General features: G+C 71.5%; 19 protein-coding genes. 8 read left to right on the plus strand and 11 right to left on the minus strand.

What is annotated here, in order from left to right; genetic code table 11:
- Positions 1-36 precede the first annotated feature (36 nt).
- The 4 genes from MYMAC_RS20590 (at position 37) to MYMAC_RS20605 (ending at position 4,473) form a co-directional block, all read left to right on the plus strand.
- Entirely contained in the window at positions 37-852 is an 816-nt protein-coding gene (locus MYMAC_RS20590) for a GNAT family N-acetyltransferase (RefSeq protein WP_095959309.1), read from the plus strand.
- Between the two features lie 178 nt (positions 853-1,030).
- Entirely contained in the window at positions 1,031-1,864 is an 834-nt protein-coding gene (locus MYMAC_RS20595) for a hypothetical protein (RefSeq protein ID WP_204816843.1), read from the plus strand.
- Positions 1,865-2,171: 307 nt separating this feature from the next.
- On the plus strand, positions 2,172-2,864 hold the full coding sequence (locus MYMAC_RS20600) for a response regulator transcription factor (RefSeq protein ID WP_095959311.1): 693 nt from the start codon (positions 2,172-2,174) through the stop codon (positions 2,862-2,864).
- Positions 2,833-4,473, plus strand: coding sequence for a sensor histidine kinase (locus tag MYMAC_RS20605; protein ID WP_095959312.1), 1,641 nt, complete (start codon positions 2,833-2,835; stop codon positions 4,471-4,473). The genes MYMAC_RS20600 and MYMAC_RS20605 overlap by 32 nt, the downstream gene beginning before the upstream one ends.
- On the opposite strand, the gene MYMAC_RS20610 is transcribed toward MYMAC_RS20605, so the two are convergent.
- Positions 4,461-5,639 carry a hypothetical protein gene (locus MYMAC_RS20610; protein WP_095959313.1) on the minus strand — a complete coding sequence of 393 codons (1,179 nt, stop codon included), beginning with the start codon at positions 5,637-5,639 and terminating at the stop codon, positions 4,461-4,463. The two genes, MYMAC_RS20605 and MYMAC_RS20610, sit on opposite strands and share 13 nt — an antisense overlap.
- Before the next feature lie 7 nt (positions 5,640-5,646).
- A complete protein-coding gene (locus tag MYMAC_RS20615) occupies positions 5,647-6,972 on the minus strand; it encodes a hypothetical protein (RefSeq protein WP_095959314.1) in 1,326 nt (441 codons plus the stop codon).
- Between the two features lie 176 nt (positions 6,973-7,148).
- Between MYMAC_RS20615 and MYMAC_RS20620 the strand changes: the two genes are divergently transcribed.
- Together MYMAC_RS20620 and MYMAC_RS20625 are read left to right on the plus strand one after the other, a co-directional pair.
- Entirely contained in the window at positions 7,149-7,676 is a 528-nt protein-coding gene (locus tag MYMAC_RS20620) for a hypothetical protein (protein ID WP_095959315.1), read from the plus strand.
- Positions 7,673-8,245 (plus strand): DUF4123 domain-containing protein, encoded by a 573-nt coding sequence (locus MYMAC_RS20625; RefSeq protein ID WP_095959316.1) that lies wholly within the window; start codon positions 7,673-7,675, stop codon positions 8,243-8,245. The genes MYMAC_RS20620 and MYMAC_RS20625 overlap by 4 nt, the downstream gene beginning before the upstream one ends.
- Before the next feature lie 58 nt (positions 8,246-8,303).
- On the opposite strand, the gene MYMAC_RS20630 is transcribed toward MYMAC_RS20625, so the two are convergent.
- The 8 genes from MYMAC_RS20630 to MYMAC_RS20665 form a co-directional block, all read right to left on the minus strand.
- Complete coding sequence (locus MYMAC_RS20630; RefSeq protein WP_239988919.1) at positions 8,304-10,079, minus strand: hypothetical protein; 1,776 nt, start codon at positions 10,077-10,079, stop codon at positions 8,304-8,306.
- Between the two features lie 258 nt (positions 10,080-10,337).
- On the minus strand, positions 10,338-11,330 hold the full coding sequence (locus MYMAC_RS20635) for a cysteine synthase A (protein ID WP_095959317.1): 993 nt from the start codon (positions 11,328-11,330) through the stop codon (positions 10,338-10,340).
- A 55-nt stretch (positions 11,331-11,385) separates the two neighbouring features.
- Positions 11,386-12,618 (minus strand): ABC transporter permease, encoded by a 1,233-nt coding sequence (locus MYMAC_RS20640; RefSeq protein WP_013940781.1) that lies wholly within the window; start codon positions 12,616-12,618, stop codon positions 11,386-11,388.
- A gap of 4 nt (positions 12,619-12,622) precedes the next feature.
- Complete coding sequence (locus MYMAC_RS20645; protein WP_095959318.1) at positions 12,623-13,861, minus strand: ABC transporter permease; 1,239 nt, start codon at positions 13,859-13,861, stop codon at positions 12,623-12,625.
- A complete protein-coding gene (locus MYMAC_RS20650) occupies positions 13,858-14,610 on the minus strand; it encodes an ABC transporter ATP-binding protein (RefSeq protein WP_013940783.1) in 753 nt (250 codons plus the stop codon). Before MYMAC_RS20650 ends, MYMAC_RS20645 begins: the two co-directional genes overlap by 4 nt.
- On the minus strand, positions 14,607-15,866 hold the full coding sequence (locus MYMAC_RS20655) for an efflux RND transporter periplasmic adaptor subunit (RefSeq protein WP_095959319.1): 1,260 nt from the start codon (positions 15,864-15,866) through the stop codon (positions 14,607-14,609). Before MYMAC_RS20655 ends, MYMAC_RS20650 begins: the two co-directional genes overlap by 4 nt.
- Complete coding sequence (locus tag MYMAC_RS20660) at positions 15,863-17,209, minus strand: TolC family protein (protein ID WP_013940785.1); 1,347 nt, start codon at positions 17,207-17,209, stop codon at positions 15,863-15,865. The genes MYMAC_RS20655 and MYMAC_RS20660 overlap by 4 nt, the downstream gene beginning before the upstream one ends.
- Positions 17,206-17,910 carry a YIP1 family protein gene (locus MYMAC_RS20665; RefSeq protein WP_193364417.1) on the minus strand — a complete coding sequence of 235 codons (705 nt, stop codon included), beginning with the start codon at positions 17,908-17,910 and terminating at the stop codon, positions 17,206-17,208. The genes MYMAC_RS20660 and MYMAC_RS20665 overlap by 4 nt, the downstream gene beginning before the upstream one ends.
- A gap of 217 nt (positions 17,911-18,127) precedes the next feature.
- Between MYMAC_RS20665 and MYMAC_RS20670 the strand changes: the two genes are divergently transcribed.
- Together MYMAC_RS20670 and MYMAC_RS20675 are read left to right on the plus strand one after the other, a co-directional pair.
- Positions 18,128-20,653, plus strand: a complete 2,526-nt coding sequence (locus MYMAC_RS20670) for an AAA family ATPase (protein ID WP_095959320.1) — start codon at positions 18,128-18,130, stop codon at positions 20,651-20,653.
- Entirely contained in the window at positions 20,650-21,519 is an 870-nt protein-coding gene (locus MYMAC_RS20675; RefSeq protein WP_420810009.1) for a Rossmann-like and DUF2520 domain-containing protein, read from the plus strand. Before MYMAC_RS20670 ends, MYMAC_RS20675 begins: the two co-directional genes overlap by 4 nt.
- On the opposite strand, the gene MYMAC_RS20680 is transcribed toward MYMAC_RS20675, so the two are convergent.
- A complete protein-coding gene (locus MYMAC_RS20680; RefSeq protein ID WP_013940790.1) occupies positions 21,503-22,828 on the minus strand; it encodes a hypothetical protein in 1,326 nt (441 codons plus the stop codon). The two genes, MYMAC_RS20675 and MYMAC_RS20680, sit on opposite strands and share 17 nt — an antisense overlap.
- Positions 22,829-22,898: the final 70 nt, after the last annotated feature.

Genomic DNA, 22,898 nt, shown 5'->3' on the forward strand with positions numbered 1-22,898 from the left:
GTACGCTCGCCGATTCCCCCAATCCCAGGAGCCCCGATGCCCCCTGCCTCACGCGCCGAGATTGACGAATCCAACGCGCAGTACCGTGGAGCCTGGAGGCTGTTCGCCCTGGGCAGCAAGGCCGGCGAGGTGGTGGAGCGCCCGGACGTCTACATCACCGCCTGCAACGTCGCCTGGTCCATGATGAACGCCGCCTTCCTGCGCGCGCCGGTCGAAACGGAGCAGGCGCTCGCGGCCGCGGCGGCCTCCGCGGCGCGCTACTTTTCCGCGGGCAAGCATGGCTGGAGCTTCCTCATCTGCGACGACTGGCTCGCCCCCGCCGTGCGCGACAACGCGCCGTCCATCCTCGACTGGTATGGGCTCAAGCCCGAGCTGGTCGTCACCGGAATGGTCGCCGACCGCCTGCAACCCTCCCTCCATCCCCCATCGCCGTTCGACCTCCGCCCCGTGACGGATGCCGGGGGACGCCAGGCCGTGGCCGACATCAACGCCCTCTCCTACGACGTCCCCCAACACCTCGGCCGCGAGGCGTTCGACGAGGCCACCCTCTACAACGCGGACTGCCAGGGCTTCGTCGCCTGCCGCGACGAGGAGCCCGCCGCCAGCACCGTGGTGCTGCGCGTGGACGCCGCCGCCTACGTCGCCCTGGTCGCCACGCATCCCCAGCACCGCCGCCAGGGCGCCGCCGAGGCCGTGATGCGGCACGCCCTGGCCAGGGCCCGCCAGGACTGGGGCACCGAGCGCACCGTCCTCCACGCCACGGAGGCGGGCCAGCCCGTCTACACCCGCCTGGGCTACCGGCCCGTGACGCGCTTCCGCATGTACCTGGCGCCACCGCCGGGACAGGGCTGAGATGCCGTCAGGGCCAGGCGGGGGAGTAGAACCAGACTCCCATTCGCGACGCGCTGTAGAATGCCGCTCCTGCATGAACTGCGGCCCACATTCTTCGACGGCGCGGAGGTTATGGCAGACTGATCCGTGAGGGGGCTTGCCGCACGTCTTGCATCGCCCAGCCACACGGAGTCCGCACATGGCCAAGTGGGATGATCTCGTCCTGGCGATTCCACCGCATGCGGGCGGGAGGCTCGAAGTGCCCGCCCCGGCGGCGCTGCTGGAGACACTGCTCGGCCTCCACAACGTCCAGCTCACCCTCCTCCGCGGGTTGCGCCGCGAGCTCCGGCCGCTTCAGGAAGGCCCCTTCCACGCCGGCCGGACGCACCTGGAGGCCGCGCGCGTCGCCCACGCCAGCCGCGACGAACAGCTCGAACGGCTGAAGGCCGCCCGGGGCTGCTTCACCGAGGCCATGGGCATGGAGCGAGACAAGGCGCGGCTGTCCTTCATCGCCCTGCACCTGGGCCTCTGCTGGCTGCTGCTGGGCGCGGAGCGGGACGCGCGGGAGTGGACGCAGCTCGCGCACCGCACCGCCGTGGAGGCCATGAAGGACATCCTGGTTGACGCCTCGAAGCACCAGGGCCTCACGCGCAACCGGTACCTGGCTCCGGCCATCACCTTCTTCATGTTCTTCACCAGCGCGGCCACGCTGGGCGCCGGCTACCTCTTCTGGGACCGCGTGCTCAGCAAGCGCACCGGCACGGTGATGCGGCGCGCGCTGGTGCAGATGCAGTCCCTGGCGGACTACGTGGACGCGCTGGGGGAGATCCGCCTCCGCCTGGGAGAGCTCTCCCATGACGTCGCCCGGTACGAGCTGACCCACGGCGTGGACGAGCAGCAGTTCGTCGCCCGCATCACCATCCGGAAGCTCATCAACGACCGGGAGGCCATCTACTTCAACGGCCGGGAGACCCGGAAGGTCACCTGGAACGACCAGGAGCGCTCCGAGGTCATCACCCGCGAGCTGCTCTGACGGCCCGCGCCGTCACCGCCCTGTCAAATCCTGTTTTCAGGATTGCCGCGAGCGAAACGTCAGCCCCCCCCGCCATAGTAGCGGCACTTCCTTGATGGGGGCGAAGGTGACGGCGCAGACGATGCTCGTGTTCATTCCAGTGATTCTCCTACTCGCCGCGGCGGTTGTGATTCCGCGGCCCCGCCGGCGTTCACGCCGGTAGTCGCAGTCGCAGGCACGGCCGGGGCGCATCCCCGGCCGTCTCCCCGGCCCGGATGGGGGTGTGTAGAGTGCGGCCGTTGTCGCAACCCTCCCCTCCCGAGCCGCCGTGGCCGAACGTCCCACAGTCCTGGTCGTCGACGATGATCCACACCTGAGGGAGATCGTCCGCTTCGCGCTGGAGCAGGGAGGCTTCCGGGTGGACGAGGCCACGGACGGCCGCGCCGCCCTGGCGCAGGTCGACCGGGCCCTCCCGGCGCTCATCGTCCTGGACATCATGATGCCGGAGCTGGACGGGCTCGCCGTGTGCCGGGAGGTCCGGCGCAAGCATGAGCTGCCCATCGTCTTCCTCTCCTCGCGCGACGACGAGGTCGACCGCATCCTCGGCCTGGAGCTGGGCGGCGACGACTACCTCACCAAGCCCTTCAGCCCGCGCGAGCTGGTGGCCCGCGTGAAGGCGGTGCTGCGGCGCGCCCGGCCCGCGCCGGAAGCCGAGGCGCCCCCCGCGAGGATGCAGTCGCGGGGCCCGCTGCGCATGGACGCGGAGCGCTGGCGCGCGTGGTGGCGGGACACGGAGGTGGTGCTCACGGTGACGGAGTTCCAGCTCCTGGCCACGCTGCTCCGCGTGCCGGGCAAGGTCTTCACCCGCGACGAGCTGATGAACCGCGTCTACGACGACGTGGTGGTCAGCGACCGGACCATCGACAGCCACGTGCGCCGCGTCCGGCAGAAGTTCGCGAGCGCGGGCGGAGACGTCATCGAGACGGTGCATGGCCTTGGCTATCGGCTCGCCCTCCCCTGAGCGCCGCGCGCGCCCGCGCCTGTGGCTGGTGTTCGCCGCGGTGGGCGTGGCGGGGTTCGCGCTCACGCTCGCGGGGCTCGCCTTCGTGCGCGTCTACGACAACCAGCTCATCCGCCAGACGGAGTCGGAGCTGATCGCCCAGGGCGCGGTCATCGCCGAAGTCTTCCGCGAGCGCCTGCGCGACGCCGAGCCCAGGGACGACCATGGCCGGGAGCGCACCGCCCCCTGGCCCTTCCCCCTCCCCGACGACACGCGCCTGCGCCCCATTCTCCCCTCCCTGAGGGCCTCGGATGCCACGCTCCCCTCGGGGGGCACGCCCCAGCCCTCGCGCGTCCCCGCGGAGCCGCTGGCACACGCCGCGGGACTGCGACTGACGCCCTTGCTGGAGCAGGTGCGCGCGGCGACGCTGGCCGGCATCCGCGTGGTGGACCCGGAGGGCGTGGTGGTGGCCAGCAGCAGCGCCTCGCTGCTCGGGACCACGCTGGCGGACCGCACGGAGGTCCAACGGGCGCTGCGCGGCGAGCCCGTCAGCGTGCTGCGCCGCCGCGTCGCCGAGCCCGAGGACACCCCACTGGCCTCGCTCAGCCGAGACACCGGAATCCGCGTGTCGGTGGCGCTGCCCGTGCTGGACGGCGAGCGTGTCTGGGGCGCGGTGGTGCTGACGCGCACGCCCATGACATTCGCCAAGGCGACGTACGCGGACCGGTGGAACCTCACCGCCACCGGCTTCGTGTTGCTGGGCGTGGTGGCGTTGATGTCGCTGGCCGCCGCCGCGCTGGTGGGCCGGCCAGTGCGCGCGCTGATGCGCCAGACGCGCGCCATCGCGCTGAGCGACCCCTCGGGCTTCGAACCCGTGGCCCGCCCCGTGGTGGCCGAGCTGGCCGAGCTCTCCGAGTCCCTGGCCGGAATGGCCACCGCGCTGCGGGACAGGAACCAGTACATCCGCTCCTTCGCGGCGAACGTGTCCCACGAGTTCAAGACGCCGCTGGCCTCCATCCAGGGCGCGGTGGAGCTGCTGCGAGACAGCGCCGACGCGATGTCTCCCGAACAGCGCGCCCGCTTCCTCGCCAACGTGGACGCGGATGCCCGCCGGCTCACCCGCCTGGTGCAGCGCCTGCTGGAGCTGGCCCGGGCGGACTCCATGACGGCCACGCCCGCGCAGGTGGCGCTGGGCCCGCTGCTGGAGGGGCTCGCCCTCCGCGCCCGCGCCGAAGGTGCCCTGGACATCCACGTGACGCCGCCACCCGCGGGCCTGACGATGGGGCTCCCGCAGGAGGTGCTCGACGACGTGCTGTGGCAGCTCGTCACCAATGCCCGCCAGCACGGCGGGGACACCGTCCGCGTGGACCTGTCGGTGGAGCAGGCCCCGGAGGCGGACCTGGTGCGCGTGGTGGTGAAGGACAGCGGCCGCGGCATCTCCGAGGCCAACCGGGCCCGCATCTTCGACGCCTTCTTCACCACCGCCCGCGCGCGCGGGGGCACGGGCCTGGGCCTGACGATTGCCCAGTCCATGCTGCGCGCCTTCAACGCGAGGCTGGAGCTCCTCCCCTCCGCCACGGGCACCACCTTCGCGGTGGTGGCGCCCGTGCGCGGGCTTCAGCGGAAGTAGCTGTCGGAGATGTCCACGGAGTACCCCAGCTCCAGCGTGGGCGCGGACGCCGCCACCAGGAACTGGCGGAAGTGCAGCGCCTTGCCGGGCAGGCCCGACGTCTCCGGCGTCGCGCTCTCCGGAGACTCATACTGCTCCAGGCTGCCGCCCTCCCGCCGGTAGTTGAACACCGCGGGGAAGTGCGCCTTGGCGCGCAGCTCCGCCACGGGCCAGGACACGCGCGGCAGCGCCAGCTTCAGCCGCCCGGAGAGGTGGAAGACGCCCAGCTCGCGCGACAGCACCACCTCCAGCGTGCCGCCCGTCTCCCCCAGCCGCGCCGGGGCGGCCTTCAACGTCAGCGTGCCCTCCTGCGACTCCACGGGCACGGGGATGGCGTTGAGGGTGACGCGCTCCAGCCGGTGGCCCTCCGGCAGCACCAGCTCCAGCGGCTGTTCGCGGTCCAGGCTCAGCGCGTAGCTGACGCGCAACGTGGCGCGGCCCTCCAGCGTGGACACCCAGGACGCGGTGGCTTCGGTGATGCGCGGCTCGAGCGGCGGGCGCACCTGCTGCTTCTGGCTGCTCGCGGCCCGCGCCACCGACGCGCGCCAGCCGACGCGCAGCGCCCCCTGCACCGGATAGACGGCGTGGGACTCGCCGCCCAGAGAGGCCAGGGGCTCCGTGAGCGTGAAGACGGAGGTGTCCGCCTCCAGCGCCAGCGGCACCGGGGGCGCATGCGGCCCGAAGCGCAACCGGGCCCGGCGCTCCGGCCCCGTGCCCGGCGAGCGGATGGAGACGCCCACGTCGAAGACGTAGCGCCCCGCCTTCCGCGTGAGCAGGCAGAGGTAGCCATCCACCACGCCCACGGTGCCCCCCTCCAGCGAGGGCAGCGTGGCCGGGTAGGTGTCCGCGTCGAGCTGGAGCAGGCGCACCTGCGTCCAGCGTCCATCCGCGAGCACCTCCACGTCGAAGTGCCCGTCCACGAAGAGGGCATCCGCCGTGAGCCGGCCCTTGAGCTGGCTCTTCACCAGCGCGTCCGTTGGCGGCGGCGTCGCGGGCGCGTCCTGGCGCTGCGCGTAGAGGGGAATCAGCTCCTGCAGCGGCACGGTGGCGGTGCCGGAGGGCGTCGAGGCGGCCGCGGCATCGGCCGTGGTCAGCAGCAGTCCAACGAAGAGCGGTACGGTCCACATGGCGGAATCAGCTCGCTTCCGGGGTGACGGGGGTGGAGGCAGCGGGAGGCGCGGCGTCGCGCGGAGGCGCACCGGGCGGCGACAAGTCGGAGAGGAAGGCGCGCACCCCGGCGCGGGTGGAGAGCACCATCAGCCCGAGCAACGCGGCCAGGATCTCCAGCGTGTAGATGAGGCCCGTGTAGCCCTGGAGGATGACGGCGCCGGTGGGGACCACCAGCGTGGCGCCCCACAGCCCCGCGAGCACGGGCAGGCGCTCCTTCGGGAAGAGCCAGCGGACGTAGCCCACCACCGCCGCGCCCAGGCCCAGCGCGCAGAGCGCATAGGCGGCGTAGAAGTTCATGAAGGCCGCCAGGTACGCCAGCAGCACGAAGAAGAAGCCGTACACGGCGGCCAGCAGGTACGTCTCGTGGAGCGCCAGCGTGCGGCGGTGGCGCAGCCCCAGGGCGGCCAGCAGCGCGAGCAGGGCCAGGAAGGGCACCCAGGCCCGGGTGGCCATGGTGCCCACCATCGCGTCGAAGGTCTTCTCCGAGGGCAGGATGACGCCCAGGTTCACCCCTGACTCCAGCGACTGGAAGGCCCAGTCCAGCGTCACCGCGTCCGCCGTGGTGTTCACCGACGACGCGGCCAGCACGCCCGACGGGTAGTCGTAGTTCTCCCCGCCCTCCACCGCGACGTGGACGCGCACGTCCCGCGCCGGCAGCGCCGGATCCAACCGGTACACGAACGAGTTCAGCCCCCGGGCCCGGTAGCGGATGGTGAAGCGGGACGTGGCGCCCTTGGCGATGCGGCCCGTCCACACCAGGCGGTTGCCGGCCTCACCCAGGTCCAGGCTGGACTCCTGCCCGTCCACCAGGAACTGGAGCTCCGACAGCAGCACCTGCGACTTGTCCATCTCCATGGGGAAGATGAACGCCACGTCGATGTCCGTGCTCTCGCGGTTGACCACCGCGTAGTCGGCGTTGAGGGTGAAGTCGAAGCCGGAGAAGTAGCGCAGCCCGCGCTTGCGGTAGTTCATCTTCGCCTGCACCTCGACGTGCTGACGGTCGAAGGGCAGCGGCTTCAGCTCCGTGAAGATGGTGCCGCTGTGCACGTAGCGCAGGGACGGCGCGGGCTGGGTGACGGGCGCGCCCCAGCGGTCCTCCACCCCGGCCGCCAGCTCCGAGTTGGCGAAGTCCGTCCGGTCCGCCACCTGCCCGGCGATGACGGCCGTGGCGAAGACGACGATGACCAGGCTGCCGAAGACGTGGTGCGCCACGAGCCAGCGCAGGGCCCGGCGCAGGGCGCCGTCGGGCGCTCGCGGCGGACGGGGAGGAAGCGGAGGAGGTGCGTTCATGGGCGCAGGTTCGCCGCCCCCCGTGCAAGGGTGATGTCCCCCGTGTGCGGCCCCCGTGGAATGTTCGTGCAGATTTCGTGCAGGCCGGGGTGCAGCTTTCCCCCGCCCCGGGTACACTCGCAGTCCGTACCGCGTGCCGGACGCGGCCCTCTTCCCGAAGCCCCGACAAGGTCGTCATGTCCGTCCCTGGAATTGGCTTCCCTGGCCCCTGGCGGCTCCGCGCTGGAGCCGAAGAATACGAGCTGCGCGTCGCGCGGGCCGTCACCGCCCTCGACGAGCAGGCGTGCGTCCCCGCCGAGCACATCGCGTGGCAGCTCGACCACTGGCTGACCTCCGCCCGCCGCCCCCTGCTGGAGATGTACGAGGCCCTGGGCGGCATCCTCCCGTGGAACGCCAGCTCGCTGGAGCGGCCCCGGCAGGACCTGCGCGTGCGGGAGCGGCTGGTGGCGGCCCTGGAGCGCGGCGAGCTGGTGGCCCTGCGCGTGAAGCGCCGCGCCGCCGCCTGGGCGTGGCCGGAGCCCGCCCTGCCGCCGCCCCGGCCGGAGCCCGAGGTCACCCCCATCGCGCGCGCGCCGGTGGAGGTCTTCACCCTCTTCCCCGACCCCGCACGGCAGGCGGAGGCCCTGCGTCAGGCCGCCGCGGCGGGTGTGCCCTTCTGCGAGGAGTGCGAGAAGCGGAAGCAGCAGCGGGCGGCGGCGGCGTGAGCGCGCCCGTCGCCCCCCAGCTCCCCGGCCTCTTGCGGTGGATGCGGCAGGCCACGGAGGACGCGCCCACCTCGGCCATCTACGCCATCCTGGATGGCGCGCGGGCGCCCCACATCCACCGGCTGGTCCTCTCCTGCGGCCTGACGCAGAGCTGCCTCTACGCGGGCAAGCTGCCTCCGGAGCTGGTGGAGGTGGCGCCCTACCTGGTGCAGCTCAGGCCCGGCGCGCCCGCCACGGAGCAGCTCCTCGCCGCGGGCTGGGGCAAGAGCTGGGGCATCTTCGTGCAGAGCCCGGCCCACCCGGACGCGCTGCGGCGGCACCTGCGGCGCTTCCTCAAGGTCAAGGACGCCCACGGCAAGTCCCTGGTGTTCCGCTACTACGACCCGCGCGTGCTGCGCGTCTACCTGCCCACCTGCACGGACGACGAGCTGGACTTCCTCTTCGGCCCCATCGAGCAGTTCTTCGCCGAGTCGGAGGACGGCGGCAGCATGCTCGCCTACGCACGCCGCCCCGAGGACGCCCCCCTGGACGCGCCGCCGCTCTCCATCCTGCCGACGCCGCTCGTCTGAGACGGGCGGGGGCGCACCGTCGAGCCGGTGCGCCCCTGTCATACGACCCCTCCCCGCGTCAGTGCGCGGAGAGCAGCCGCCGGTCGAACGCGCGCGCCAGGCAGGCCTGGTTCGCCACGCTGTCCAGGTTCGTCGTGCGCATCTGGATTTCGAAGAACGGACGGCTCACCGACGTCACGACGGGGTCCGGCACCCAGAAGGGCGTGGACGGGACCGTCATGCCCGTGGCGAGGAACGGCGAGAGGTCGCCGTTCTCGTCGATGTGCGTGAAGGCGGTGCGCGCCTCGCGGCCGTGGCAGCCGCTGCACGTGTTCAGGGAGAACTGGTGCCGGGCGTTGTTGTTCGCGATGCCCGCCGCGCGCCAGAACGAGTCCGTCGGCGACGTCATCCACGGGAACGCGCCGAGGAACGGCGTGCTCGCGGAGGGGAACGTCGGCGGCACGGTGTAGCTGTTGGCCAGGATGGCGGGCGTGTTCGCGTTGATGAAGTCGCGCAGCACGGTCGTGTTGTTGTGCGAGTCGCCCGGCGTCAGCACCGTGGGCTGGCCCAGCAGCCGGTTCACCGCGGGGCCCGAGCCCATCAGGTGGAACTCACGCAGCTCCCACGGGTAGCGCAGCCACTCCTCGTTGGTGCGGATCTGGTTGATGGCGCTGCCGTTCGGCTTGCGGGGCGCGGCGTTGCGCACCACCACCTGCTGCGTGAGGCTGGCCAGCGCCGCGTTGTACGCCGAGCTGCCCAGAATCATGGACGGCGACGACAGGTTCAACCAGCCCCGCGCCCACGTCCGGACCGCGTCACAGCTCGCGTGCGGGACGCCGTACTCGAAGATGACCAGGAAGGGCCGCGTGGCGCAGGTTCCGCTCGTCCGGTCCACCGCCGCGAAGACGAAGCGCAGCTCGCCCGCGTTGCCGGAGGCGTAGGCGGACGGCCCCGCGTCCCCGCCCAGGTCCAGGCGGTTGACGATGGCCACCAGCTTGAACGGCGACCGCGCCAGCTCCAGCGCGCCGCCCGTGCGAGGCCACGGCGTGAGGATGCGCGCCGTCATCGCCGGGCGGGCCGGCACCGTCCAGCCGTTGATGTTCTGGTTCACCGTCCACTGACGCAGCCAGTGCTCCGTCAGGGTGGCCGGCGGGATGTACGAGCTCGCCATCTCCCGCATCAGGTGGTTGAACGTCCACACCCCGTTCGGGTTGCCCGCGTTCGTGCACGGGTCATAGGTGCGCGTCGGGTCATTCACCACGCCGGGGTGGGTGATGATGAGCGAGTTCTCCGGCTTCACCGCGGGGGAGATGCCCACGGGGGTGATGGGGATGGGGACGCCCGGCACGAAGACGCTGGGCGACAACGGCGTGAGGACCCGGTCGGAGACGCGGACGCGGTTGTCGAAGGTGGGGTGCGTCAGCGGCGTCTGCGGAGTGCGCGCCTGGAACTCGCGGATGCGGTCCTGCGTGGCCCGGAGCGTGACGAAGTCCACGTCGCCAATGGCGGAGAACAGGCCGTCCCCCGCGCGCTCGTCGCCGTTGAGGCCCTGGTCGTTCAGCACCAGCGCCTGGCCCGAGTCCGACGTCACGGGCACCTGCTGGAACGCCTGCCCCTGCGCGAGCCGCGCGCGGATGAGGCTGCGCGTCTTCGCCGTCAGCGCGCCGTCGAGCGCGATGGCGTCCATGGACTCGATGACGGGCCTGGCGCCCGTCTGCGCCTGCTCCTGGGTGGCGGCCGTGGGCTCCTCCGAAGGGAGGGACTCAGCGCCGCCGCACCCCACCACCAGGGACGCGGCGACGACACCAGACCAGGCGCGCACTGCGCCTGGAATCTTCTTGAAAGACAGTTTCATGGGGGACTCCTCGCGGATGAACTGCACCGCGGCCTTGTGCACCCCGCAGGCCAGAGTCCATTTCACAGGCGGCCCCCGGCAACCCCCGCGTCACGGCGGGCGCCAATGACAAACCACGCCACAGCGTGACTCGCCTTGTAACACCAGACGTCACAGCTTCACCTCGAAAGCCGAGGAGACGCGACTTCCAGCTTCAAGGGTGTCATTGCCGTCCCAGGGTGTTGAATTGCAGCAGGGCCACCCGGGTCCCCCGCACCGTCAATCCGCCGGGAGCGGCCTCACCTCCAGTTGCTTGGACGCGAGGAACTCCGGATTGAACACCTTGGAGGCGTAGCGGCTGCCATGGTCGCAGAGGAAGGTGACGATGCGCAGGCCCTCGCCCCGGTGACGGCGCGCCAGCTCCCAGGCCGCGCGCACGTTGAGGGCCGCGGACGTGCCCACCACCAGCGCGTCCTCGCGGGCCAGGTGGTAGAGCATCTCCACCATCTCCTGGTCGCCCAGGCGCATGGCCTCATCCACGCGGGCGCGGCGGAAGTTCTCCGTGAGGCGCATGATGCCAATGCCCTCGGTGATGGAGGAGCCCGGCCCCTCCATGCGCCCTTCGCGCACGAAGGAGAAGAGCCCGGAGCCCGGCGGGTCCACCAGCACCACGCGCAGGTGGGGGTTCTTCTCCTTCAGGTAGCGGCTGACGCCGCCCAGGGTGCCGCCGCTGCCCACGGACGCCACCAGCACGTCCACGCGCCCCTCGCACTGCTCCCAGATTTCAGGGCCCGTCGTCTCGTAGTGGGCGTCGCCGTTGGCCGGGTTCTCGAACTGGTTCGCCCAGAAGCCGCCCTCCGCCTCCGCCAGCACGCGCGCCTGGTGGAAGAAGTGGCTCGGGTTGGCGAAGGGCACGGCCGGGAGCTTGCGGACCTCCACGCCCATGGCCTCCAGCAGCTCGTACTTCTCGCGGGCCTGGTTGTCCGGCATCGTGACGACCACGCGGTAGCCGCGCTCGCGGCCCAGCAGGCCCAGGCCGATGCCGGTGTTGCCCGCGGTGCCCTCGAAGATGGCGCCGCCCGGCTCGAGCAGGCCCCGCGCCTCCGCGCCCTGAATCATCCCCTTGGCGGCGCGGTCCTTGATGCTGCCGCCGGGGTTCATGAACTCGGCCTTCGCGAGAATTTCACACCCCGTCCGCCGGCTCAGCGAGCCAATGCGGAGCAGCGGGGTGTTTCCGACGGAGTCCCAGAGCGTTCCGATGCGAGGCGCCATGGGCGGTGCTTAACGCGAAGGGCGGGGCCCGTCACCGGGAACCACCGCCCTGCCCTCAATCCGCCCGCATGGCCTCCACCGGGTCCAGCTTCGCCGCGCGGGCCGCCGGGTAGATGCCGAACAGCAGCCCCACGCCGCAGCTCATGAACAGGGCCAGGCCCACCGCCCAGGGCGGCACCTGCATGGGGAAGCCCATCATCCAGTTCCCCAGGAACACCAGGCCGAAGCCCAGCCCCAGGCCCAGGGCGCCGCCCAGCAGCGACAGCAGCACCGCCTCGGTGGCGAACTGGCCCAGGATGCGGCGCTTGCGCGCGCCCAGCGCCTTGCGCACGCCAATCTCCCGCGTCCGCTCCATCACCGACACCAGCATGATGTTGAGGATGCCGATGCCGCCCACCACGAGCGACAGCAGGCACACGCCCACGCCCGCGATGGTGATGACCTGGGAGAGCTGATTGAACGACGCCGTCACCGACTCGTTCGTGTGGATTTCAAAGTCGTTGGGCAGGTTCGCCGGCACGTCGCGGCGCCGGCGCATCAGGTTGGCGACCTCGTCCTGCGCCTTGCTGAACAGCTCCGGGGACGTCGCCTGCACGCTGATGTCCAGCGAGCGCCGCTTCCCGAAGAGCTGGTGGAAGACGGTCAGCGGGATCATCACCTGGTTGTCCATGCTGAACATGCCCAGCATGCTCCCCCGCTTCTCCAGCAGGCCGATGACGCGGAAGGGCCGGCCCTTGATGCGCACCTCGTGCCCCACGGGGTTCATGCCCGGAAACAGCGAGTCCGACACATCCGTCCCCAGGAGCACCACGTAGCGCCCGTCCAGCGCCTCCACCTCGTTGAAGTAGCGCCCCGCCTGCACCGACACGCCGCTGACCAGCGGGTAGTTGGCGGGCGTGCCGAACACGCGAACCGACGGCGCCGTCTCCTGGCTCGCGGTGGACAGCTTCTCGCCCCCCTCGTCATCCGTGGGCACCACCACGCCCACCGACGGGCAGAACTCCTCGATGGCGCGCGCGTCGGACATCTCCAGGTCCTTGCGCTTGGCGTACTTGGCCCAGTTGATGCGCCCGAAGCCGCCCGCGGGCCACTTCGTCACCTGGAAGGTGTGGGCCCCCATCCGCCCCAGGTCGTTGTTCACCTTGATGCGCAGGCCCTCGATGAGCCCCATCATGGTGATGACCGTGGCCACGCCGATGACGATGCCCAGCAGCGTCAACAGCGAGCGCAGCGGGTTGCCCAGGAAGGTGCCCAGCGCCAGCCGCAGATTGTCCAGGAACGCTCGCATCGGGCTACTCGTAACGGAGGGCTTCCACGGGGTCCAGGTTCGCCGCGCGCGCCGCCGGCCAGATGCCGAACAGCAGGCCCACCAGCGCGGCGAAGCCCACCCCCGCCACCACCGTCATCGGCTGCACGTCCGCGGCCAGCGGCGTGATGAGCGACACCACCTTGGCCGTCCCCAACCCCACCGTGGTGCCCAGCAGGCCGCCCACCGCGGACACGCTGGAGGCCTCCATCAGGAACTGGAAGACGATGGTCCGCTTCCGCGCCCCCAGCGCGCGCCGCACGCCAATCTCCCGCGTCCGCTCGCGCACCGACACCAGCATGATGTTCATGATGCCAATGCCGCCCACCAGCAGCGTGATGAGGCCCACGCCCACGGCCACGCCGTAGAGCGCGCCGGTGAGCTGCTCGTATGTCTGCGCCATGGCCTCCGGCCGGTTGATGGAGAAGTCGTCGTCCGCCCCCGGCGGCGTGGAGCGCACGCGCCGCATGATGCCGGTGAGCTGGTCCTCCGCGGACCGCATCTGGGTGGCGTCCGCCACCGCCAGGGCAATCTCGAAGCGGCGGCCCTTGCCGAAGCTCGAATAGAACGTCTTGAAGGGGATGAAGACGATGAGGTCCATGCTCTCGCCCATCACCTTCCCCTTCCGGCTGAGCGTGCCCACCACCTGGAAGCTGCGGTTGTCCACGCGAATCGACTGGCCCACGGGGCTGACGCCCGGGAAGAGCCCGTCCGCCACGTCCGCGCCAATCACCGCCACCGGGCGCGTCGTCGCGTCATCCGCGTCGGTGAGGAAGCGCCCCGCGGTGACTTCGTAGCCGGAGATGTCCAGGTACTCGTACGTCACGCCCTGGATGCGCACGGTGGACATCTGCTCGCCGCCGTGCGCCACGTCCGACAACTTCGACACCGACGGGGACAAGGACGTCACGAAGGGCGCCAGCGCGCGCAGCCGGTGCACCTGGTCCAGGGTGAAGTTCTTCCGGTTGCGGTACTTCCACCAGTCGCCCTTGATCATCCAGGGGAACTTGGACACGTACATCGTGTTCGCGCCGAAGGTCGCGAGCTGCTTGTGGAACGACGTGTTGAGCCCCTGGATGATGCCGACGATGGCCAGCAGCGTGGCCACGCCGATACCGATGCCCAGGGTGGTCAGCACCGTGCGCAGGCGGTTGGCCCGCAGGGAGAACACGGCGATGCGCGCGCCTTCCAGCACATCCACGCGGAAGGCGGACCGCTGGCTCATGCGCCCCCCGCGCTCAACACGTCCGTCGCCGTCCCCAGGGCCACCTGGCGCCCGTCACCGTCGGCGACAATCTCACCGTCGCTCAGACGGATGGCCCGGGGGCAGCGCGCCGCCAGCTTGGGCTCGTGCGTCACGAGCACCAGCGTGTGGCCCGCCTTGTGGAGCTGCTCGAACAGGCGGACGATCTCCTCACCCGTGGCCGAGTCCAGGTTGCCCGTGGGCTCGTCGGCCAGGAGCATGGAGGGCTCGGACACCAGCGCGCGGGCAATGGCCACGCGCTGGCGCTGACCACCGGACAGCTCGTTGGGCCGGTGGTGCATGCGGTGGGCGAGCTGCACCTTCTCCAGCGCCGCCGTGGCCCGCGCGCGCCGCTCCCGCGCGCTGACGCCCCGGTACACCAGCGGCAGCTCCACGTTGGCCAGGGCCGTCTCCTTGGGCAGGAGCTGGAAGGTCTGGAAGATGAAGCCAATCTCCACGTTGCGGATGACGGCCAGCTCGTCGTCGCTCATGCGCGACACGTCCTTGCCGTTCAGCATGTACCGGCCGCTGCTGGGCGTATCCAGGCAGCCGAGCACGTTCATCATCGTGCTCTTGCCAGAGCCGGACTGGCCGATGATGGCCACCCATTCGCCCCGGTTGACGCCGAAGGAGACGCCGCGCAGCGCGCGCACCTCTTCACCGCCCACGTGGAAGACGCGGGTGATGTTCTCCACCTGGATGAGCGGCCCCGCGCCGCTGGCCTCACTCACGACTTCCGACCGCCCTTCATTCCCGCGCCCTGCTCGGGCTCGCGCACGATGTCGCCGTCGTTCAGCTCCTTCGACAGCGTCCGGTATGGACCTTCAATCACCCGGTCGCCCTCGTTGATTCCGGTGACGATCTCCAGCTCCGTGTCGGAGGCGATGCCCGTCTGCACCCGGCGCACCTGCGCCTTGTTGTTGCCGTCCACGACGAACACGACCTTGGCCAGCGACTCCGTGCGCTTCGCCGTCAGCCCGCCGCCCTCGATGGGCGCCTTGTAGTCCGGCAGCGTGCGCTCCGAGCGCACCGTCACCGCCTGGATGGGCACCAGCACCACGTCGTTGTGCGTCTCCGCGGAGATGCGCGCCTCGGCGCTCATGCCGGGCAGCACGTTGGGCGGGCGGGTGTCCAGCGCGACGGTGATGGGGAAGCTCGTCACCTCGGCCTCCGTGCCCTCGTTCTTGATGAGCGCCTTCTGGGCGATCTCCACCACGGAGCCCGAGTACGTCTGGCCCTCCAGCGCGTCCAGGGTGATCTCCGCGGGCTGGCCCGTGCGCAGGTGCACCACCTCGTGCTCGCCCACCTCGAACTTCACCTCCATGGCGCTGAGCGCGGCGATGGTCATCACCACGTCCTCGGACAGGTCCGAGCCACGCACGCGCTCACCGACCTCGCGCGACAGCTCGATGACGTTGCCGTCGATGGGCGACACCAGCGTGGTGCGCGTGAGGTCCGTCTGCGCCTGGTCCACGATGGCCCCGTTGCGCGCCAGCATCTGCTTGGCGGACGTCAGCCGCGCATCCGCCGTGCTCTTCGTGGCCCGCGCCGTGTCCACCTCGGCGGTGGACGCCAGGCCCTTCTTCGCCAGGTCCTCCACGCGCTGGAGCTCGAGCTGCGCGCGGCCCACCTCCACCTCCGCCACCTGCACGTCGGCGCGCGAGGCGTTCAGCGACGCCAGCGCCTGCTTGTGCGCGGCCTGGTAGAGGCGCGGGTCGATGCGGCCCAGCACCTGGCCCTTCGTCACCGCCTCGCCGTCCTTCACCGCCAGCTCCACCAGGTCACCGGAGAGGCTGGACGAGATCTTCACCGTCGTGGCCGCCTGCACCTTGCCCGCGCCGGTGATGGTGCGGGTGATGGTGCCCTTGCGGGCCTTCGAAAGCTGGACCTCGAGCGACGGCGGAGGACGGTCCTTCAAGCCGCCCGCCGTGATGGCCGCGGCACCCACGAACAACGCGCCGGCAATGGCACCCTTCCACCACTTCATTTCGACTCTCCCGGGCTCAGCGCGCCCATGGCCCGCAGCAACGAATAGCGGGCGATTTCGACATCAATCCTGTTTTCCAACAAGGCAAGCTCGGCGCGCGTCAGGCTCAACTGGGCGTCGCGGACCTCCAGGGTGGAGCCCACGCCAGCGCGGAAGCGCTGCTCCTGCATGTCGAGCCCCTGGGCGGCGGCCTCGACGTTCTGCGCGGCCAGGCGAGCGGCCTCCAACTGCGTCTCCAACGTGCGGTGCGCGGCGCGCACCTCGGCTTCAATCTCCCGGGCGGTCTGCTCCAGCGTGAGCTGCGCCTTGCGGGTGTCCGCCTCGGCGCGGCGCGCGCTGGCCCCGGTGGACAGGCCGGTGAAGAGGTCCCAGCTCAACCCGACGGCCGCCGTGAAGCGGTTCTGCAGGCGCGGCTCGGTGAACACCAGCGAGGCGTCCGGACCGCCGCGGTTGTAGAGGCCCTGGGCCACCAGGCGCGGCAGGTACTCCGAGCGCGCGATGGACTGCTGCAGCTCGGCGGCGCGGATGCGCAGCTCCAGCGTCTTGAGCAGCGGCCGGTAGGCCCGGGCCGTCGCGAGCGCCTCGTTGATGGACGGCGCGGGCGGCGGCTCGGTCGTGAGCACGCCGGGGTCCTGCGCCGTCAGGGCCTCGGTGCCCGGCCGGGCCAGCCACACCGCGAGCTGGGACTGGTCGTTGACCAACTGCCCCAGCGTGGAGGTGTAGCTGATGCGGTCCGTCCCCAGGTTCACCGTGGCGGTGATCTCCTCGTTCTTCCCCGCGCGGCCCGCCTCGAAGAGGGCCTGGGCGCGCTCCACCTGCTGCTCGCTGCGCTCCACGGTGGCCTTCAGCACCTGGAGCGTGGCCTGGGTGCGGTACAGGGTGAAGAAGCGGCGGATGGCCTCCAGCTCGGAGGTGTCCGCCTCTTCCCGGGCCTGGCCCTTCTGCGCGTCACGGATCACGCCGCTCTGCTCCAGTTGCTTCCAGCGGGCGCGGTCGTAGATGACCTGCGTGAGCGACATGCCCAGGTCGTAGTTCTGGGTGCTGGTGGAGGGCGTCTCGACGGCGTTGCGGATGAACTGGCCCGGGTTGGCCGGGTCCGGAACCGTGGTGAACTCCTGCCGGCGGCCGAACCAGATCTTCCCCGCCGACGCATCCATTGAAAGCCGCGGCAGCAGCGCCGAGCGTGACAGCTTCACGTCCTCGTCCGCGATGGCCACGTCGAGCAGGGCCTGGATGGCGGAGACGTTCTTGCGGCCCTCGGCGCGGGCCTGCTCCAGGGAGATGGGCGTGCCGGAGTCCACGGGCGCGGCGGCCAGCGCGGCCGCGAGTACGAGCGCGTTCATTGCGCACCTGCCTGGGCCGGGAGGCCGATGAGGAAGATGCCCGCGTACATGGCGTACAGCGCGAAGGCGAGCAGCAGCGCCCGCCCCCGGCTCATGCCAGTGGCCGCGGAGAAGCCCAGGCCCAACAGGCCCGTGCTCCAGAGGTTGAAGAAATCCACGGTGGACGCCACGCGCTGCAGCTTCGGACTCAGGCCTTGCAACACCGCTCCCAGGTTGGACGGTACGAGGTTCATCACGCGCGCCACGGTGATGGAATGCTGCGCCGCGACGCAGAGGGTCAGGATGAGGTGGTAGAGCGCGATGGGCAGCAGCGCCAGCACCGCCGCGGACAGGAGCTGCTCGAAGGGCGCGGGCCGGTCGAAGAGCCAGCTCGCCACCCACAGGATGCAGGCCAGCAGCAGCGCCATCAGGGGCATCACGATGACGCCCTTGGCGATGCCGCCGACGAGCGCCTTGCGCGACTCCGTCTGGATCTTGTCGGTGAGGTCCGCCTCCGACAGGCCCATCAGCTCGCCGGAGCCCTGGAGCTGGCGGATGACGTCAGGCGCGGCGTCCCAGCGGAGGGAAAACAGCGTCCCGGAAGCGGACACGCACAGCGCCAGAATCAGGAGAGGCCACACCCAGCGGCGCGCCTCGACGGCGGCACGAGTCCCATCGAGGGGATCGATGAAGACGCGGGCCGGTTGAGCAAGAGAAGTCATATGGTGGGGGTCTCGGAGCGAAGTACGTCGCTCGCCCTCAGGCAATTGCCTGGCCAGCCGAAGAAAGGCGCCGAACAGGCAGGCAGCCAGCCAAATTCCGCTGGCGGACGCTTTCTACTCCAGTGCTTTAAGGCACATGTAGCGCCCTGTAGCGGAAATTTTGCCGGACACCCCGAGAGGGTGTATTGCGCTCGTCTGGCCGCTTGCCGGAGTTCGAATGGTCGATAGCACGGACCTCGCGCAGGTCCTCCACGAAGCGAATGACATCGCACAGAGCGTGGTGCAGCGGGTCACCTCCGCCCACGTGCTCCTGGCGCTCTTCACGGTGGAGAACCGTGCACAGGTGCTGCTCAAGGAGCGAGGCGTGGACGAGGACGCCATCCTCCAGCTCCTGACGGCCGCGCCGGCCGAGCCGGATGGCCTGCTCCGCGAGCTGCGCGAGAAGACCCGGGAGATCGCCGCCAATGTGGGCTCGCAGGAGGCGGACTGCCTCCACCTGCTCATCGCCGTGGCCCGGGTGCGCTGCGCCGCCCAGGAGCTGCTGCAGCAGGCCGGGCTGGACCTGGGCGGTCTCATGCGCACGGCCATGTCCTACTTCACCAGCGGCCACATGCCGCGCCGCCTCCAGTTGGGCCGCTCGCAGACGCTGGGCCCCCGGCCCGCGAGCCGCCCCCTGGGTGCGCCGCCCTCCCCGCTGCCGGCCTCCGCCGTGACGCTGAGCCTGCCGCGCACCCGGCCCGGGGCCCCGCCGACGCCCCCGCCCTTCGTCGCGCCGCCGCCAACGCCGCGCTACAGCACGCCCGCGCTGTCCCCCCGGGACCTCATCGACGTGGACGAGGAGCCGGAGGCGCTCCCGCCGCCGCCTCCCCCCGCGCCCGTGGCCCGCGCGGCGCCGGCGCCCGCTCCGGCTCCCACCGCCGCGCCCGCGGCGCGACCGGCGCAGCCCGCCTCCGCGTCGCCGGTGCTCGACGCCAAGGCGTACCCCCTGCTCACCTCGCTGGGCCGCAACCTGAGCCAGGCCGCCCACGAGGGCCGGTTGGATCCGGTGGTGGGCCGCGCGCGCGAGGTCGAGGAGGTCATCGACATCCTGGGCAAGCGCCGCACCAACAACCCCTGCCTGCTGGGCGAGCCCGGCGTGGGCAAGACGGCGGTGGTGGAGGGCGTGGCGCAGCGGCTGCTGGCGCTGCGCGGGTCGCTGTCGGAGAAGGTGCTGGTGGAGCTGGACATGGCCACGCTGGTGGCCGGCACGCAGCTTCGCGGCTCGTTCTCCGAGAAGCTCAACGCGCTGAAGGAGGAGGTCCGCCGCGCCGAGGGCCGCGTGGTGGTCTTCATCGACGAAATCCACACCCTGGTGGGCGCGGGCTCCACGGGGGACGGTCCGCAGGACGCGGCCAACGAGCTGAAGACGGCCATGGCGCGCGGCGAGTTCCCCTGCATCGGCGCCACCACGCACGACGAGTACCGCAAGTTCATCAGCACCGACCCGGCCCTGGAGCGCCGCTTCACCGCCGTGGTCGTCAACGAGCCCTCCGTGCCGGAGACGGTGGAGATCCTCCGCGGCATCATCGGCCGCTACGAGGAGCACCACGGGCTGCGCTACACGCCGGAGGCGCTGGAGGCCGCCGCGTCCCTGGCCAGTCGCTACGTGACGGACCGGTTCATGCCGGACAAGGCCATCTCCGTGGTGGACCTGGCGGGCAGCCGCTGCCACCGCGAGGGCCGCGACGTGGTGGAGCCCTCGGACGTGGCGCGCGTGGTGGCCAAGCTCGCGGGCGTCCCCGAGGAGCGCCTGCTGATGAACGACTCGTCGCGCCTGCTGCGGCTGGAGCAGGACCTGGCGGAGCGCGTCATCGGGCACGCGGAGGCGGTGACGCGCATCGCCCGGGTCATCCGCCGCAACTACGCGGGCTTCGCGTCGCGCCGTCCCATGGGCAGCTTCCTCTTCCTGGGCCCCACGGGCGTGGGCAAGACGGAGATGGCGCGCGCGCTGGCGGACGTGCTGTTCGGCAACCGGGACGCGTTGGTGCGCCTGGACATGAGCGAGATGTCCGAGCAGCACGGCGTCTCGCGCCTCATCGGCTCCCCCGCCGGCTACGTGGGCTTCGGCGAGGGTGGCCAGCTCACCGAGCCGGTGCGCCGCCGCCCCTCGTCGGTGGTGGTGCTGGACGAAATCGAGAAGGCGCACCGCGAGGTGCAGATGCTCCTCCTCCAGGTGCTGGAGGAAGGCCGCCTGACGGACGGCAAGGGGCGCCACATCGACTTCTCCAACACGGTCATCGTCATGACGACGAACCTGGGCGCGGAGGCCTTCTCCCGCACGGGCCGCCCGGTGGGCTTCGGCGCAGACGCCGCGGGCCCCGGGGACGCCATGGACACGGCGTCTTCGGTGGCGCGCAAGGCGCTGCCGCCGGAGCTGTGGAACCGCATCGACGAACGGCTCCCCTTCCGCCCGCTGGCGGAGGTGGAGGTGGCGCGCATCGCCACGCTGCTGCTGGAGGAGAGCAGCAAGCGCCTGGCCACCGAGCGCGGCATCGAATACTTCGCCGGTGATGACGTGGTGGGCCACCTCCTGAAGTCCGGCGGGTTCGACCCGCAGCTCGGCGCGCGCCCCATGCGGCAGATGGTGCAGCGCCTGGTGGAGGGCCCCCTGGCGGAGCGCATCCTGTCGGGTGAGTTCGGCACGGGCGACCGCGTGCGCATCGCGGTGCGCTCCGGGCAGCTCCAGTTCCAGCGCGAGCGATGAGCCCCGGGCCCCGCCGCCGCGCTGGGCCTTCGACGCGGCGCCCGCCCGTGGTGGTCGTCGGGGTGGGCCGCCTGGGGGGCGCGCTGGCGCTCGCGCTCCAGGCGAAGCGCTGGCCGGTGCGCATCCACTCGCGCACGGCCGCGGGGCGCCAACGCGCCGAGGCCCTGGGCCTGAAGGCCGCCTCGCCCGCGGACCTGAAGCGGGCCCGCGTCGTCCTCCTGTGCGTCCCGGACGCGTCGGTGCCCTCCGTCGCGCGGGGCCTCTCCACCACCCTGCCCCGTACGGCCGCGCTGGTGCACACCGCGGGCGCCCTGCCGCTCGACGCGCTGGGCACCACCAGGGGCCGGCCGCGAGGCTCGTTCCACCCCCTGTGCGCCGTCTCCTCGCCGCATGACTCGCTGGCGGGGAGCACGGTGGCGGTGAGCACGCCGTCGCGCGCGCTGCGGGACGTGCTGCGCCGCATGGCGGCGGACGCGGGGCTGCGTGTCATTGAAGTCCCCGAGGCCCACCGCGCGGCCTACCACGCCGGGGCGGTGCTGAGCGCGGGGGGGCTGGTGTCCCTGGCGGACGCGGCCGTGGCGGCGCTGGGCGCGTCAGGCATTCCTCCCGCGGACGCGCTGGCGGCCCTGCTGCCGCTGATGCACTCGGCGCTGCGGGGACTGGAGACCCGGGGCCTCGCGGGGGGCCTCACCGGGCCCATCGTCCGCGGAGACTCCGGCGTGGTGGCGGCGCACCTGGAGGCGCTCCCGGCGGACGTCGCCCCCCTCTACCGGCTGCTGTCGAGGCGCGCGCTGGGGCTGGCCGGAGACCGGCTGGAGCCCACGTCGCGCGCCGCGCTGGAGCGGCTGCTCAAGCCGTCAGGATGATGGAGCCCTGCAGGGCCTTGCGCACCACGGCCAGGGCCTGCTCGGACGCGGCCTCGGCCTCGGTGAGGCGGCGAAGGGCGAGCACGCCGCCCTCGACCTGCGTCACGGAGCGCTTCAGGTCGGAGAGCAGCGTCAGCGCCGCCTGCAGCATCTCCTTGCCCTGCGGCGACTCGGTGGCGGGCTTGCCGGCCGCCTTCGCCACGTACTCCGTGAAGCGCTGCAGCGTCTCCGCCGTCTTCGCGGGGTCGAACTGCTCCAGCAGCGGCTGGATGCGCGCGGCGTTGATGCGGATGAGGCGGAGCGCGCCCACCCGGCCAAAGCCCTGGTGCACCAGGCCGATGTCGCTCATCTCGAAGGCGCCCAGCAGGCCCTCGTCGGGGGCCTTGTGCGCGTGCGGCACCATGTCCACGAAGAGCGGCAGCGGATCCGCGCCCTGGCGGAACATCTCCAGCTCCTCATCATCCAGCGGCGGGAAGCTCGCCGGGGTGCCGATGAACAGCAGCGGCAGCACCAGGTCGTGCCAGAAGTCCTCCGGCGCCGAGCCCGTCCCACCCACAGTGCCGAACAGGTGCGCCATCAGCTCCGCCAGCCGCGGCGCGCGCTCGGCCTGGTCGATGAGCGACTTGGTGGTGTCCAGGCGCTGGAGGGACTGGACAATCTGCCCCTCGAACTGCTGACGCGCCTCGGGAGGCAGCGGCGGCTGGGTGCGGCCCAGCGCGTTGCGCACGTCCCGGGCGAGCCCGTCCGGCTTCGTCTCCAGGGCCGTGGCGGCCTTCTTCGTGTCCAGGACCACGAACTGGAGGAACCCGGGGTCGAACAGGCGCTGGTAGTCCACCGGCGTCAGCTTCGGCGCCTGGCCACCCAGGGCCTGCGCCGGGTTGGCGCCAAAGCGGGCCTGCCCCAGCGAACGGCGGATGTCCGCGGCCAGGTCCTCCAGGCGGGCCAGCTTGCCCTGCGCCAGCGAGTCCATCACCGCGCCGAACGGCGACAGCATGATGATGGCCTCCGGGAAGCCCAGCGTGGCGCCCTCGGGCGAGTCCCGGTTGGGGAACCAGAAGGCCTGGTGCTCCTGGATGAGGCGCAGGGCGAACGCGCCCGCCAGCCCCAGCGCGATGGTCTGGTGCTCCGGCTGGTTCACCTGGAACGGGCCCCCCGTCAGCTTCGCGATGGCGGGCTCAATCTCCGCCCAGGGCGCCTTGAGGAGATCGACCGGCGCGCCGGTGGCCTGCTCCAGGGCCGCGGCGACCTGCATCTGGGCATTGTGAACGTGCTGCGGAACGGGATGCGCCTGGGTGGCGGGTTCGGACATGGCGGAATCCAGACTCGGAAATAGGGAGGCGACGGGGGCATCCCTTACCGTGAAAATCGCGGTCGTGGCT

Source organism: Corallococcus macrosporus DSM 14697 (assembly GCF_002305895.1).
Lineage (GTDB): Bacteria > Myxococcota > Myxococcia > Myxococcales > Myxococcaceae > Myxococcus > Myxococcus macrosporus.